We start from the raw sequence: 14,808 nt of genomic DNA on the forward strand, positions 1-14,808 counted from the left end.
TGGTTCTCATTCGATGACCATCGCGATCGCGTCTCCCAGATAGGGAGCGAGCGTCCGCGCGTACGTCGCCGTCAGGTGGCCCCGGTCATCTCTGTAGACGAGAGCCCCCGCGACTACGGGCGAGCAACTCGTTGTATCGCAATACAACTCCGTGAGGTCGATGACCGTTGCGTTCGGGTCGAGCGCAGCTGCCTCAGCCATCCCGTCTTCGAGCGAGAGAGCGCGTTCACGAGGCACCGCACACCGCGCCGACGCGGTGGTGGGGTCCTCTTCGACGCAAGCGATGACCTCGCCGAGAAGTGGGTTGTCCACGAGAGCCAGGATCGGAGTCGAGTCGTTCGCTCGCTGCGCCCACGCATCGGCCATTCCTCCGACAACGGCGGACTCCGCAGAAGCTCCCGTTGGAGAACGTACTTCTTCTGCGAAGTTCCGCCGACCTTTCGTCACGAGAATCGCATCGAGATTCTCCGCTTCGCGGATGTGCGCACTCATCTCCGCTCGCCACTGTTCGCACGCCGTCTCGAGCTCTCGCGTGGGTTGCACGAGAAGTGCTTCGGTCCAATAGCACCCCGCCCGCCCGGCCACATCGATCCTCCAGTTGCGTTCCGCGGCGATCCGTTCGTACGCCGCGATCAGTGTGTTGTTGTGCGAGTCGCCGACGGCGAGAATGTGTCGGTCGAAGCCGGAATCTGGGCCGAGCGAGCAGATGCGGACGTCTCCGTCGTCTCCCCGCGACCAGCAGTCGGCTCGATTGCTGTCGTCGTCCGCCGCGTTGGGTACCGCGGGAATCACGGTGTCACGGAGATCTGGATTTTCGCAGTCTTCCGCAAGGGCCGCGGCGCCGAAGCAAGGAGGGTCGCCTGCCAGAATCGCTTCTGCTGCGGTCTCTGCCTCCGCCTCCGTTGCGGCATTGGACGCCAAGCCGATCGAGGCTGTGGACAGCACCACTGCCATACCGATCACAGACCACGCCGCTGTAGTCCTCGGACGCGCCGAGCCGAGGAGGCGTGGCGAGAACCTCACGCGATCTTCGATCCACCGTGTGGAAGCCCAAGCCAGCACGAGAGTCAGCGCAAGGATCGCGACCTTCTCGATGTCGCCGATGGGGCGTCCCATACAGTACGGTGCCAGAACGATCAGTGGCCAGTGCCAGAGATACGCGCCGTAGGACACACGTCCGAGAAATGCCACCGGCCGAAGCCCTCCCATGCGGGAGACGAACGTGCGTGAGCCGACCCACAGGATCACCGCGGTGCCGGCGACGGGGAGCAGCGCAGCTGCGCCGGGGTAGGGCACCTTCGAGCTGAAGGTGGCGGCGGCGAACCCGATGAGCACAAGGCCGAAGAGTGCGATCCAGCCGGGGGCCGCCTTGTTGCGGAGCGGTCGGAGCGCACCGATCAAGGCTCCGACGCCGAATTCCCAGACGCGGGTCAATGTCGAGAAATACGCTGACGCCGCCGACCACTCGGTGTACCAGACGCTGTACACGAAAGAGGCGAGCGTGATGATGCCGAGCGTGACCCACACGGCGGTCCGGTGGTCGCGGCGGGCAGCTATCCCGATGACCGTGAGGAGAAGCAGGGGGAGTGCGAAGTAGAACTGCTCCTCGACCGACAGAGTCCAGAAATGCTGAACGGGGGAGGGCGTGTTATCCGCACCCGAGTAGTCGATGCTTGCCGATGCGAGGAACCAGTTCTGCACATACAGGGTGGAGGCGACAACCTCGCCCAGAAACTGGTCCCATAGCGAACGGGGAACCCAGATGAGGGTGGCGATGGCGGACGTAGCCAGCACTAGGAGCGCTGCGGGAAGCAGCCGCTTGGCTCGCCTCGCCCAAAATCGAGGAACATCGATACGGCGAGTGCGCGCCACCTCCGACAGCAGATGCGTTGTGATCAAAAACCCGCTGATGACGAAGAAGACATCGACGCCGACGAATCCGCCCGTGAGCTGATCCGGCCAGAGGTGATAGATGAGCACCGCACCCACGGCCACTGCTCGCAGAGCCTGGATGTCGGAGCGGAACGCGGAGGTGGGCAAGTCCCTCCGACGACGGACCGGCGCGAGTAAAGTCAACGTCGGAGAATGCTCCGGAAGAGGTCGACATAGCCGGCGCCGACCGCTTCGACGGAGTAGTTTCGGGACCGTTCTCGCGCAGCCTTCCCCAGCGCCTCTCGATGCCCTTCGTCCGTCGCGAGGGCGGTGATCGCGTCTCTGAGTTCTTTCTCGGAACTGTGTCGGACGATGATGCCGGATCGGCCCGATTGGATCGCCTCTGCCAATCCCGGGAGATCTGACGCCACGATGGCGCACCCGGCGCCCATCGCTTCGAGCATCGCAACGGGGAGTCCATCTTGATCGCCGGTAGACGCCCGTCGGGAGGGGAACACGGCGATGTCGCTGCGCGCGTAGACCTCGGACAGGTCAGCTCTCCCGAGCTGGCCGAGGAACTCGACGGGCAAGCCAGCGGCCAGCGCCTCGAGGCGCGCGCGTTCCGGGCCGTCTCCGACGATCTGCAGGCGGTAGGGAGATGAGACATCGCGCAGGGCTCTCAGAAGGACGTCGAAGCCCTTCTTCTCCACCAGTCGCCCTACTGCGAGAAGTACGACGGGACCCTCAGTGCGCGTGGGCCGCGGGCCGCGCGGCGAGAGCCTTGCCCCCATCGGCATCACGTGTGTGGTCTCGCGCCGTGCGCCGAGCGCGATGGCAATGCCTCTCATGTCCTCGTTCATCACCGTCACAGCTGCCGCTCCGCGCAACACTCTGCGTTTGATCCGCGCGAAGAGGCGAGAGTTCAGTGCGTAGAGATCGCCGCCGAGCGTGGTCACGACGAGCGGCACTCCGCGGGTTGTCACCGAGGCGACGGCTCCTTGCGGAATGATCCAGTGGGCGTGAACCGCGTCCGGCCGGAAATCTTTGGTGCTCGACGTGATCGCGAACGCCAGGCCTGCGAGCAGGAACGGGATCTGCAGCAGACGACTGCGCCGGCGCCGGACGTTCTCCAGGATGGCTCCGTCTGCGACGTCCTCCCACTTGGAGGGGAAGAAGCGGAATCGATGCACCTCAACGTGCTCCGACAGTCTCTCCCGTCTCGCCGCCCCCGGTACCGCCGGTGCGAGGATCCGGACGTCATAGTCGTTCCCCATCTCGAGCGCGAGGTCTGCCACGAAGGCTGGGGTGCCGTCATCCACTCGACCGGGAAGGGTCGACGTAAGAACGAGGATGCGGAACCTGGCCATAGAATCAGACTTCTTGAGAAATGAACGGGCGGCGAGCAGTAAGTGTATGACATCGCAGTGGTCGGCTCTCGAGGCTTCTTGGGGGGCGCGATCGTCAGGGCGCTTAGGGGAACTCCCTCCACGGTTTCCTGCATCACGAGAGAGACCCCGATCGTCAGCGACGGCGTGCCCCAATCCTGTGTGATCGGCGTCGATACCATCGTGTGGGCCGCCGGCGGGATAAGCCCGCTGGTCGCATTCGAGGATCCTGATGCTGTGGCGGCAGAGCTCGCGTACTTCCGGAACACCCTCGAGGTACTGGCCGAGCAGGAGCGCCCTCCCCGGCTGATCCTGTTGTCCTCCGGGGGGGCCATTTACGGTGCGCCTCCTCAGCCCCCGTTCTCCGAACGGAGTGTTCCGAGGCCCCCTAACGCGTATGGACAGTACAAGTTGCGCCAGGAGGATGTCGCGAGGGAGTCCCACCTGGAGGTGACCGCCCTGCGCGTGTCCAACGCTTACGGCCCCGGTCAACAGGGTGTCCGAGGTCAGGGCGTGTTGGGCGTATGGATGAGGTCAGCTCTCGCAGGGGACGCGATTCGCATCTACGGCGATGCCGGCGTCGCGCGAGACTACGTGTTCGTCGACGATGTCGCAGACGCAGTCGTCAGAACGACCGGCGCGCTTCATGCACCGGACGTGCTCAACATCGGTTCCGGGGTCCCCACCTCGCTGCAACAACTTCTCGACACTCTGACGGGCGTCGTGTCTGACGAGGTCGAGATTCGCGTGGAGCGTCGGGAGGGTCGAGGCATCGACCCGGACTCCACCTGGCTCGACGTGGAGCGGGCCGCCGCCGCCATCGCATGGACGGCTGGTACCCCGCTCCACGTGGGTATCGGCCGCATGTGGGAGTGGGTGAAATGTCTTTGAAGTCCGCCCTGCGTTTCACTTTCCTCGGTGTGGCGGTCGCACTGATCGCGTGGGCGATCTACGCGTCGTGGGACCAGTTTCTCGCCGCGATCGAATCGATGACGTGGCCCTCCGTCGTAACGGCTTTCCTGACGTGCCTTCTGGCTCTGGGTGTCAACGCGCTCTCCTGGCGCGCCGTGATGCGATCGGTCGGTTTCGGCGCCACGATCACGGAGAGCCTGAGAGTCTTTCTGCTGTCGCAGGTGGGAAAGTACATTCCTGGCTCCGTGTGGCCGGTGCTCGCGCAAGCCGAATTCGCGCGGGACCACGGCGTGAACCGATCGAGCGCGATGACGGGATCCATCGTGGCGATGGTCGTCGGAGTGGTGACGTCGGGTGTCGTGGGTTGCGTCGGTCTTGTCGCCGCCGCCCCGGCAACGCTGTCGACCTACTGGTGGGTCTTGCTTGTGACCCTCGGCCTGGCGGCGTGCCTGGCCCCTCCGATCCTGCACAGGATAGCCGGGCTCGCACTTCGGGTCGCGAAGCGCGACCAGCAGCCTGCGCGAATCCGGGGTGGTGCTCTGCTCGAGTCGATCCTGTGGTCATTGCTCATGTGGCTCCTGCTCGGGTTTCAGGCGTGGATGCTCCTTCGCGACCTCGCTCCGGCGGCCTCGTTCGCGATAGCCGCGGGTGCGTTTGCGTTCGCCTGGCTCGTCGGCTTCCTGGTGGTCGTGGCCCCCGCGGGTATCGGGGCCCGCGAGGCGGCGCTCGTGCTCGCTCTCGCCAACGTCGTGGAGCCCGCGCAAGCACTCAGCCTGGCTGTCATCAGCCGAGTCCTCATGACGGCGGCGGACGCCGCCGGGCTGGCGATCGGGCTGACGCTGGGCGGTCGTCCGCGATCTTCACCGAGGGCGCCGGCATCGGGCGCGGGTCAGCACTGAGCTACAATCGACCGCGGCATCCGCGATCGCGGTAACCGTTTTTTTGGGAGATTGTCATGCGCTTGTTCGTCCAGATTCCGTGTCTGAACGAGGAAGCGACTCTTCCCGACGTGCTGGCGGGTATCCCGGATCACATCGAGGGCGTCGACGAGATCCACGTGCTCGTGGTCGACGACGGGTCGACGGACGGGACCGTGGCGGTCGCCAAGGCCGCGGGAGTGAAGCACTTCGTCCTGCACACCCGCAACATGGGGTTGGCACGCTCCTTCCGTGACGGCGTCGACTACGCGCTCCAGCATGGGGCCGACATCGTCGTCAATACCGATGGGGACAACCAGTACCCTCAGCGCGAGATCGGTCGGCTCGTCCAGCCCATTCTGTCGGGCAGTGCTGACATCGTCATCGGCGATCGCCAGACGAAGACCATCGCGGAATTCTCCGCGTTCAAGAAGATGATGCAGAGTATCGGCAGCAGCGTGGTCAACTTCGCTGCGGAGACAGACCTCCCCGACGCGGCCAGTGGATTCCGTGCCTACTCTCGCGAGTCTCTCGTGAGACTAAATGTGGTCACGCAGTTCAGCTACTGCATGGAAACGATCATCCAGGCGGGGAATAAGCGGCTCCGGATCGCAAGCCTTCCGATCACGACCAATGCCAAGACGCGCGAATCGCGACTGTTCACGAACATCTTTCAGCACATGGGTCGCTCTGCGCAGGCGATCATGCGGAGCTATGTGATGTTCAAGCCGCACGCGGTGTTCCTGACCCTCGCCGCACTCTTCTTCCTCGGAGCAGCGATACCCTTCGGGCGGTTTCTCATCCTGACGTGGCTCGGCGTTGCCGGTGACCACATCCAGTCGCTCGTCTTGGGCAGCTCTCTCCTGGTCGGTTCGCTACTCTGCCTTGCGCTCCTCGTCATATCGGACATGCTGCGGACGAATCGCACTCTGCTCGAGGACTCTCTCGAGCGGATCAAGCTGCTGCAGTACGCGCCTGAGCGGGTGATCGATCCCGCCACGGTGAGTGATCGAGACGCCGCGCGTCACCCTTCGCTGCCCGTCAGCGCAGATGCGGTGCACCATCGGCGGGGTTGGCAACAGCCGCCCACCAGGTGACGACTGCGCTCCTCACGCCGTTTGGATGGGCGCCGACCGATCCTCGACGGCGGCAGTCCGCTCGGACGCCAGGTACATCGCGAGCGCGAGCGCGAGCGAGGCGAGGGCGACGAAGGGCACGCCCAGGGTCACAGCACCGGGCACGGGCGAGTACGAGTGGAGCCACGCGTCCAACCCGAGTCGCCAATTGCCATAGGCGTTATCGGCGTAGAAACCGAGAAATGCGACTCCAAGTCCGGTAATCGTCAAGGCAGCGGCTCCCCCCACTACGGCGTGCCCGAATGCCCGTCGAGCCGATCGCGTCACCACGATGTTCGCGGCAGCGATCGCCGCGATCGCGACGATCGCCAGCAGGACGGGGAAGAAGTACCGCCCATGGAGACCCCGAACGGCGCCCGTGTCCTCGTACGCAACCCAGCTCGTCCTGACGAAGAGGACGGTCGCCAGAATCACAGGAGCAGCCAGCACAGCCGAAGATCGAAGGGTCTCACTGCGACGGAAGGTGCCCACGATCACTACAAGTGCGCAGCTGATCGTGAGCACATCGACCAGAACCTCGGGCAGCGGCACGTTCACTCGACCGAACCAGCCCCAGAACGTCGTCGGAGTCGTCGACCAGACCTCGTCGATGTAGTACCCCACGCTCGGTCCGCCGGCCGGAGGCACCCCCGAGTCTTGGACGAGGCCGTCAGGTTGCAGCGTCCCGAAAAGGAGGACGTTTCGTGCCCACCACCACCCGCCCGTGATGAATGCCACTGCCAGCGCGGCCGCGGTTTGTGTGAGCCGACGACTCCACTTCTCTCCGCCTGCCCCGAGAAGCAGAACGAGAGGCAGGAGGATGCCCAGAGGGAGCACCGTACCCTTCACCAGACAACCGAACCCGAACGCGACCCCCAGCCCGACGATCCATGGCCACCTGCGGTCGCCGCAGAGAATCTTCACGGCCAACCAGGTCGTCGTCCAGGCCGCAAGGATCGCCAAGCTGTCGTTGGTGACGACACCCATCGTCTGCGGGAGCTGGGGTACGGCGAAGATGCTGAAGGCGGCGACGGTTCCCATCCGCGAGGACTTCGTCAGCGTCGTCACGGTGTTCCAGGTCAGCCATACCAGCGGAGCGGCCAGCAACGCGCCCAACAGGCGAGCGATCAGCATCGCCTGATCCCAAACGAGGTCGCTTACTCCCGGAGCCGCAAGCGCCCCGCCGGTCAAGATGTAGTACAGCGGCGGATGCTGCGTCATCTGGTCGTATCGTTCGCCATCACCAGGATGTGCGCGGTCCAGATCGCTCAGCGTGCTCCGGTCTGAATGCGGTACGCGCGCTTGCTCTCCCGCCGCTTCCACGGAAGCAGGAAACTTCGCCGTCGCGGGGTCGGGCCACGAGAAGCCCTCGGACACCCGCACCGAGGATGCGAAGTGCGCGGACTCATCCGGCGCCAGGAACTGCGGGGTGAGAAGCGACCACGTTGCTGTCAGCAGCATCATCGCCACGGAAAGGACCCAAACCACCCGCGGAGCGCTCCGCTTCGCTGAGTCCGAAGGTGCTGCCACTGTCGACGGGCTGTTTCGATCGAGGTTCACGCGTTCCCCTCGCGGATCGACCGCCCGGGCGCGAGCAAGCCCGTCGCCCGGTCGAGGAGCACCCGCGCTCTGGCATCGAAGCTGTGCTCTGCTCTCACACGCTCGGAGATCTCCGCGAGCGCCGGCCGTGACGGGAAGAGAGCCGTGACATCACCTCGAAGGAGGTCGACCAGATGCTGAGGAGAGTCGTACATGACGACCGCGGGTCCGAAGATCTCCTCGATCCCCTCGACTCGATCGCTGATCACGCGCCCGCCCGCCGCTACGACATCGAAGATCCGATTGGAGATGAACCCATCGCGGCGCATCTCCGCCCAGTGGTCGTTGAGCACTACCGTCGCAGATCCATACAGCGATCCCAACTCTCCGTTGGGGACGTACGGGGCCTCCACGGCTTCCGGCGGGAGAATCCCCTCCCACTCGCTTCCGATCACACGCAGAGGCACACCGGCCCGGTACGGGTACACGACGACGGGCCGGGCCACGCCCCGGCTCTTCCCGACGAACAGAATGCCCTGATCCTCGGGCCCGGGCTGGGGTGAGAACACGCTGGCGTCGGTGCACTGCAGGAGAGGTGTGATGGACGTGTTCCAGCGCGAGTTCTGTTGTTCGGCCCACAATGATGAGGCCGCGAAGACGGCGTCGTACTCGCCGATCTCGCTCTTGCTGATCAGCTCGGGGTGGCTGATTATCCAGAGCATCGACGCCCCGCCGGTCACCGGACGCACGTCGTCGAGGCCTCTCACCACGAGCGTGACGTCATCGAGGTAGGCAGTCCTTCGTGCTCCCGTCTCGTGATGATCGATGATGACCTGCTGCCCCAGACGTCGCAGGGCGTCTGCGAGCGAATGGGCGAAATGCGTGTCGCCCCACGTCGCCCCCACGGGCCACCGCGGCGAAGCAACCCGGATCGCCCAACGAAGGGGACGGGTACTCCGATCGGAGACGCGAAGGGGAGTTCTGGAACGCTGCAGGACAGCTTTGAGGGTCGGGATCACCGGGGCGGCGTCTGGAGCCTCCTCGCTCACTGGGACGACCACGGGTTCGTCACGTACCTCGAAATGGGCAACGCTCATCTCCAGTGGCGCGAGAAGCCCGTCTATTGCCGGGACCACGACATCCTTCGTGAGTTCTCTGACCGCGGCCCTGCTCCCGAGCGGGTCGCGCGCTTCGAAGTCGAAGGGAAGGGCGAGGTGACGCATCTGTATGCCGGGCAGCGCGGTGAAGCGGATGTCGGGAATAGTCGTCGCGAGCGTCACGCTGAGCGCCGGAAGGTCGAACTCGTTGTACATCAGCGGATTCAGCCCACCGACTGCGACGAGGTCTCGCGTACGAACGCCGAACGTACGCCCGGTGAGCGCCGGGACGTCGACGAGGGCGCCCAAGGCGAGGGCGTCTTCGATGGGATGGCCTTCGAGGATGTCGCAGGGAGGGCTTGCGGGCTTGGGGAAGAAGGCACCGATTCCGCGCATGGTGCCGTCCGACGCGAGAAGGACCGGAGCGACGACCCGTGCCGCTTTCTCGTCAAGCTCCGCGGCGATCCGCTGCAGGTCCTCGCCCTGCCAGCGTACGGAAGGCTCGACCACGACGAGGTGCTCCCTGTCCACGGTCGCCACCACCGTGTTCACCACGTAGGCGTAGGGTTCCCCGGACGCGAACATGTGGAGCCGTACATGCGCGTAGGAGCCCGCGAGCCGGGAAGCCGCGAGCCATTCGCTGGGGGACGGGTCGAGCATGGCGACGTGCACCGTCGTATCGGCGAGGTCGCCGAACTCTGCTGCCGCATCGAGGCGTTCGTCGAGCCAGGGGTCGGCGCGCGTGGAGATCAAGAGGTACGCCGTTCCGGGCTGCAACGGGCGATTACGGACCGCTTCCCAGTCGATCGACGCCTTGAGTCGCACAAGGGTGTTCCAGCCGAGCGCTTCGCTCGTCGAGATCCGGTACCCCGCGCTGAACTTGTTCTCGTAGATCGCGCCGAGAACGGGAACATGGACGATCTCGTGGTTCGCCGACAAGCGCAGGATGAGGTCGTAGTCGACCGCCCTCCGCAAGCCCACGTCGAATCCACCGACCTCGATGAGAGCATCGCGACGCACGACGAGGGTGTTGAGATCGACGACGTTGCCGAGACTCAGATTCTCCGGCGTTGCAGGTGATTCCCGGAACAGTCGATGCGTGCCGTTGTCCACCTCGATAGTCGAGAACGCGACGGATTCGCCAGCACGCATGCCGAGCATCATCTCTTCGAGAAAGCGGGGCTCCCAGGCGTTGTCGCTGTCGAGGAACGCGACGAACTCACCCGTGGAGGCGTGAATGCCGGTGTTCCTCGCCTGCGCGACGCCGCGATGTTCTTCCGGCAGGAAGCGCACTCGGGGATCGCGAGTGGCGAGGACGCCTGCGATCACGGCGGTGTCGTCCCACGATCCATCGTCGACGATGAGAAGCTCCCACCGCTGCCACGTCTGCGCCAGAACGGACTCCACGGCCCGGCGCAGCTCTCCCGAGCGGTTCCACGTTGCCAGCACGATACTGACGAGAGGGGCCTCGTCCACCCGATCCCAATCGCCCAACGTCTTCTCGCCGCGATAGTGACGTCGGAGATTCCGGGACCGGCGCATCGCATCCCACCGAGCCCATTCGGAGAAGGCGTCCAGCTGTCGGGTGCGAAGTTCGCGGAACGGGATCCGTCCACCCGAAGCTGTCGGCACCTCCACAGATGGGTCCTGCCGTACCCTCTCCCAGAGGTGCCCTACGGGGCCGTGCTCATGCGAGAGCGAGTCCGGGTGCTCGCTGGTGTAACGGGCGAGATCCCACTCGGGACTGACGGAGCGATCCCAACTTCGGGTCCAGAGGTACTCGAAGATGGGAGGCCGACCGTGGGTCGGCAGCGTCGCTCGCAACGCACGATCATCGATCAGGGCGTTCACCGTCAGCCCTGCCCAGTGACCCCATCGCACGTAGTGGCGAGCTGCTTCGGCGGCAGTGATGGACTCCACATCGAGGAAACGCGCGTACAGGTGGGTGTCGATCAGGCCTGACTTCTCGAGGCGGCGTGCGCGTCGAGCATCGTCGGTGTTCTCGAATGCCCGCCGAAGGCCGGGCACTCGGCGCATCTCGCGCGCCACGCTCAGTGCGGCGTCCCAGGGACCACTCATGCCAGTTTCCGTTTCCGTGAACCTTGTCTGCGGTATCCGACCGTTGCGCGCTCGAGCGTAGTGAGGCGTGCAGGCCCCGAGTTCTCGAATGGCCTCCCCGGGTAGGCCGCGGAGGTCGCGTCGATGTACTCCCTCACGCCGTCAAAATGCTCCGGAAAGGCTCGTTCGCAATCGGCCATGAGACGGTCGGCGCCGAGCCAGTGCGGGTCGTAGCGGAGCGTGTCGAACTTCACGACGGGGTAGCGGCGACGATCGAACACGAAGTCAGCGAAATCCGTCGCCCAGTTGAGATTGTTGCTTTCCTGAGGGTCGAGCGCATGGCGGATGCGGAAATGGTCGCCGAAGCCGTGAAACTTCGTTGGAAACGTCCGACGGCGGCGCCAGAGCCAATGGACGCCGCGCGCGTTCGCCAGACGCCGCTCCGATGTGGTCGGTTGGAAGTAAGACCCCAACCGGAACCCCGCCGACCGCAGCGAGGCGCTCAGACCGATCTCTTGATTCATGATCGCGGACGTGCGATCACGGGCAGGCCGGAACTCAGCCCAGAACCGGTCGAACGTCGTGGACTTCATCACGGGTCGTGTGAGATAGACGAAGTAGCTCTGAATGTGCTCCTGGTGCCGCCACGTCTTCGTCATTCCCCACGCCTCGACGGGGCGACCGGCCATCGCGGAGATGATCGGCTCCAGGTCATCGACAGCGCTGACATATGAGTCGTTCGTGAGGAGGAGTTCGTCGAACCGCTTTCCGAAATCCTCCCTTTCGAGCACCTCGTGCCACGATCCGAAGTCTTGGCCGAGGTTCGCTCGCTCGATGAGGTCTGCTCGTTCGAGAACCTGTCGCTTCGCAACCTCGGTGAAGGAACTCGTCGAGGCGACGATGACGCGGTCGAAGGAGCGCCCGAGCATGTCCAGCTGTCGGCGGACATGGGGAGCGAGATCACCCCGAGCGTTGTAGTGCGCGAGGATCGCAAGTCGCCTCGTCATCACACCTCCCGTTCCAACGGCGGCATCGGCTTCCAGGACCGGTCGCGCGAGATCTTCCCGCCGTCGCGGAGGCCGCGGAAGAGGTTGGAGGTGCCGCGGACGGTGCGCTCGACGAAGAAGAGCCGGATGAGCTCTTTGCCGAAGGTCAGAGCAGTGCCGAGCGCGAACGGCACGGGGCGGTAGACGCCGAGCTCCCGGTAGTAGTGCTTGATGTATGCCCGGTTGCGCATGATGTAGTAGCGGTACGCGTTGCTCGAGGCGTTCATGTGGCGGATGCCCATGTCCCACTGCTTGATCTCGCGCGTGCGGCGGAGGACGAACTCGTCCACGATCACCGACGTGGTCTGCCGGGATGCCAGCCAGCCGTAGAGCTGATCGTCCCAGTAGATGAAGAACCGCGGGTCGGGGAGGCCGATCCGCGACACGATGTCGCGGTGGATGAACATGCCCTCGAAGCATCCGGAGTTCATCTCCTTGTACCCGGAGGCGTCGAAACCGGCGGGAGCAAAGGGGATCGGGATGCCGAGCGGCTCGGCGACGCGGTATTGCCAGTAGAACTCGCTGCCGTCGTAGTCGTAACGCCGTCCTTGGATGCTCTGGAAGCGCGGGGCCCACTTGCCCATCTTCGCCAGCCCGTCGGGGATGACCTCGACGTCGTCGTCCATCAGCCAGATCCACGTGGAGCCGATCTCGTGCGCGACACGCATTCCCTCGCTGAAGCCGCCGGATCCGCCGGTGTTCGTCTCCATCCGGCGGTAGACCAGCTCGGACCCGACCTTGTCGCGGAACGACTCCACGACGTCGCCGGTGTCGTCCGTCGAGGCGTTGTCGATGATGACGACGTGTCCCGGCTTAGGGTCCATCGACGCGATGCTGCCGAGGAGGCGCGTGAGCAGACCCGAACGGTTGTACGTGACGATCGCGATCGTCGCGGATGCGGGGTCGAACGCGGTCGCGGTGCTCATGCGCCCTCCCCGAACGTGCGTCGCCACGCGTCGACCGAGCTCAGCTCGGCCGCTGCTGCCCGGTATCTCGCCGACAGGGCGGGCCACTCACGCCGGAGACGGCGGTGGAGGAGGACGGTGTCGCGCAGCATCCGTCGGTACTGTGCCCGGTCGCGGGTGTAGATGTTCTTGCCCGAGCCGTCGGCTGCGCTGACCAGGGCGCTGTCGTAGAGCGGGACGCGCCACCAGTGAGCATCGAGCTTGCCGAACTCGACCTCGGGGTGGCTGACGTTCTCGGGCTTGGGCGCGTGCAGCCAGTGTGCGATGAGGGTGGTCGCGGTGAACCAGCGCAGGCGCCAACCGCGCGGACTGTCGAACTCGTGGTTCTTCAGCTTCTTGAACACCACGCGCCCGCGGCGGGCGCGGAGCGGAACTCCGGCGTCCTTGTGCACCACGGTCTCGGGGAACGACTTCGCGAGAGCGCGCGCAGCGGGCATGGCCGTGGCGAGGTTGGCGCGCATGTGACGGGGGCCGGAGAGGACATCGCGCAGCGCCCGGTGGCGGAGGGCGACCGGGTAGTACTGCATCATCATCAGGTGCTTGAGGTCGACACGACGACTGTGCCGCAGGAGCGTCCCGCCGTCGGGGATGGGGGAGTGCAGGAGCGCGGCGACGATGCGGTTCCGTGCGTGGAAGTAGGCCTGCCAGTCGATCGAGTCGTCCTTGCCGACCCACGAGACGTGCCACAGCGCGACGCCGGGCATCGACACCGTCGGGAAGCCGGCGTTGCGGGCACGGATGCAGAACTCCGCGTCATCCCACTTGATGAAGGCGGGCAGAGCCAGGCCCACCTCGCGGATGATCGACAGGGGGATGAGGCACATCCACCAGCCGTTGTAGTCGGCATCCAGCCGCTGGTGCAGGATCGGCGACTGCCGGAGGTTGGCGACGCTGAAGTCGTGCGGCAGCTTCTCCTGGTAGAGCGCACGCCACATGAAGGGCGCGTCGTCGATGACCTCGGCCCACGCGTGCAGCTTCGGCCGGTCGAGGAGATCGAACATGTGCGCGCCGACGATCGTCGGAGTGCTCGCGAAGCGACCGAAGACGACCGAGCGTCGGAGAGACTCGGGCTCGATCCGCACGTCGTCGTCGAGGAGCTGAACGAAGTCGCTGTCGGGGCGCTCGAGCGACTCGGACATCGCGCGGGCGAACCCACCCGAGCCGCCGAGGTTCGGCTGGGTGATGACCTGCAGCGTGTCGCCGAGGGATGCGGCGACCTCGGGATACTCGGCTTCGGCATCGACGCGTCGGTCTCCCTGGTCGACGAGGAAGATGCGGTCGATGAGCTCGAGCACCTCCGGTTCGGCCGCGAGCGCCTGCAGGGTGCCGACACAGTAGTCGGGCTTGTTGTACGTGGTGATCCCGATCGAGGCCTTGCCGCCGCGGGCCGGCACCTGCTCGGTGCTGTACTGCGCGCCACGGAAGATCGCCGTGTTGTCGTCGGCGACGATGTCGAACCAGATGAAGCCCCCGTCGCTGTACTGGTCGAGCACGAGCTCGAACGTCGACTGCTCGACCCCCTGGACCTCGCGCGTCTCGAGTCGCTGGCGGACACCGGCGCCGTTCGAGCGGTAGACGAGGATCGTCGCCGTGCCCTCGGTGTCGACGGTCAGAGTGACCTGCCGGACCGGCGTCCAATGCTGCCAGTACGACGCGGGGAAAGCGTTGAAGTAGGTGCCGAACGACACCCGTCGGCCGGCGACGATCCGGGCCGTGGTGCGGCCGAGGATGTTCCCCAGCTGCGCGCGGTTCGACACCCGCACCGGCTCCTCGTCGATGACCGACCAGGTCTCGGGGTCGACGTACAGGGGCAGCAGGTCCGGGTCGCGGTCGGTCGGGAAGACGACGTTCTGCAGGACGTGGGGCACGGGGCTTCTCCGAAAGGCAGGCGGGGGCGCCGAG

General features: G+C 65.4%; 10 protein-coding genes. 3 read left to right on the forward strand and 7 right to left on the reverse strand.

Features of this window, described 5'->3' with window-relative positions; genetic code table 11:
• Nucleotides 1-6 precede the first annotated feature (6 nt).
• Both ABXJ56_RS10985 and ABXJ56_RS10990 read right to left on the reverse strand, forming a co-directional pair.
• Nucleotides 7-2,076, reverse strand: coding sequence for an acyltransferase family protein (locus ABXJ56_RS10985; RefSeq protein WP_353999703.1), 2,070 nt, complete (start codon nt 2,074-2,076; stop codon nt 7-9).
• Nucleotides 2,073-3,239, reverse strand: coding sequence for a glycosyltransferase (locus tag ABXJ56_RS10990; RefSeq protein WP_353999704.1), 1,167 nt, complete (start codon nt 3,237-3,239; stop codon nt 2,073-2,075). Before ABXJ56_RS10990 ends, ABXJ56_RS10985 begins: the two co-directional genes overlap by 4 nt.
• Nucleotides 3,240-3,281: 42 nt before the next feature.
• Here ABXJ56_RS10990 and ABXJ56_RS10995 point away from each other — a divergent pair, with 42 nt between their 5' ends.
• From ABXJ56_RS10995 to ABXJ56_RS11005, 3 genes are read left to right on the forward strand one after another with little or no spacing between them, the layout of a single operon-like run.
• Nucleotides 3,282-4,148: an NAD-dependent epimerase/dehydratase family protein gene (locus tag ABXJ56_RS10995; protein WP_353999705.1), complete on the forward strand. Its 867-nt coding sequence runs from the start codon at nt 3,282-3,284 to the stop codon at nt 4,146-4,148.
• On the forward strand, nt 4,139-5,068 hold the full coding sequence (locus ABXJ56_RS11000; RefSeq protein ID WP_353999706.1) for a lysylphosphatidylglycerol synthase domain-containing protein: 930 nt from the start codon (nt 4,139-4,141) through the stop codon (nt 5,066-5,068). The genes ABXJ56_RS10995 and ABXJ56_RS11000 overlap by 10 nt, the downstream gene beginning before the upstream one ends.
• Before the next feature lie 56 nt (nt 5,069-5,124).
• Entirely contained in the window at nt 5,125-6,183 is a 1,059-nt protein-coding gene (locus tag ABXJ56_RS11005) for a glycosyltransferase family 2 protein (RefSeq protein ID WP_353999707.1), read from the forward strand.
• A gap of 12 nt (nt 6,184-6,195) precedes the next feature.
• Here the strand turns inward: ABXJ56_RS11005 and ABXJ56_RS11010 are convergent, their stop codons facing one another.
• From ABXJ56_RS11010 to ABXJ56_RS11030, 5 genes are all read right to left on the reverse strand, one after another.
• Nucleotides 6,196-7,761: a DUF2142 domain-containing protein gene (locus ABXJ56_RS11010; RefSeq protein WP_353999708.1), complete on the reverse strand. Its 1,566-nt coding sequence runs from the start codon at nt 7,759-7,761 to the stop codon at nt 6,196-6,198.
• Nucleotides 7,758-10,916, reverse strand: coding sequence for a glycosyltransferase (locus ABXJ56_RS11015; RefSeq protein WP_353999709.1), 3,159 nt, complete (start codon nt 10,914-10,916; stop codon nt 7,758-7,760). The genes ABXJ56_RS11010 and ABXJ56_RS11015 overlap by 4 nt, the downstream gene beginning before the upstream one ends.
• Complete coding sequence (locus ABXJ56_RS11020) at nt 10,913-11,824, reverse strand: rhamnan synthesis F family protein (protein WP_353999710.1); 912 nt, start codon at nt 11,822-11,824, stop codon at nt 10,913-10,915. Before ABXJ56_RS11020 ends, ABXJ56_RS11015 begins: the two co-directional genes overlap by 4 nt.
• A 77-nt stretch (nt 11,825-11,901) precedes the next feature.
• Entirely contained in the window at nt 11,902-12,867 is a 966-nt protein-coding gene (locus ABXJ56_RS11025) for a glycosyltransferase (protein ID WP_353999711.1), read from the reverse strand.
• Entirely contained in the window at nt 12,864-14,774 is a 1,911-nt protein-coding gene (locus ABXJ56_RS11030) for a glycosyltransferase (RefSeq protein ID WP_353999712.1), read from the reverse strand. The genes ABXJ56_RS11025 and ABXJ56_RS11030 overlap by 4 nt, the downstream gene beginning before the upstream one ends.
• Between the last annotated feature and the right edge of the window lie 34 nt (nt 14,775-14,808).

The sequence above is a fragment of the Microbacterium aurantiacum genome, from assembly GCF_040532595.1.
Classification (GTDB): Bacteria; Actinomycetota; Actinomycetes; order Actinomycetales; family Microbacteriaceae; genus Microbacterium; species Microbacterium chocolatum_B.

Excerpts from the sequence above, each read along its gene's own strand:
- ABXJ56_RS11000 (WP_353999706.1), top strand. The coding sequence starts at position 4,139 with ATGTCTTTGAAGTCCGCCCTGCGTTTCACTTTCCTCGGTGTGGCGGTC.
- ABXJ56_RS11005 (WP_353999707.1), top strand. The coding sequence starts at position 5,125 with ATGCGCTTGTTCGTCCAGATTCCGTGTCTGAACGAGGAAGCGACTCTT.
- ABXJ56_RS10990 (WP_353999704.1), bottom strand. The coding sequence starts at position 3,239 with ATGGCCAGGTTCCGCATCCTCGTTCTTACGTCGACCCTTCCCGGTCGA.
- ABXJ56_RS11025 (WP_353999711.1), bottom strand. The coding sequence starts at position 12,867 with ATGAGCACCGCGACCGCGTTCGACCCCGCATCCGCGACGATCGCGATC.
- ABXJ56_RS11015 (WP_353999709.1), bottom strand. The coding sequence starts at position 10,916 with ATGAGTGGTCCCTGGGACGCCGCACTGAGCGTGGCGCGCGAGATGCGC.
- ABXJ56_RS11020 (WP_353999710.1), bottom strand. The coding sequence starts at position 11,824 with ATGCTCGGGCGCTCCTTCGACCGCGTCATCGTCGCCTCGACGAGTTCC.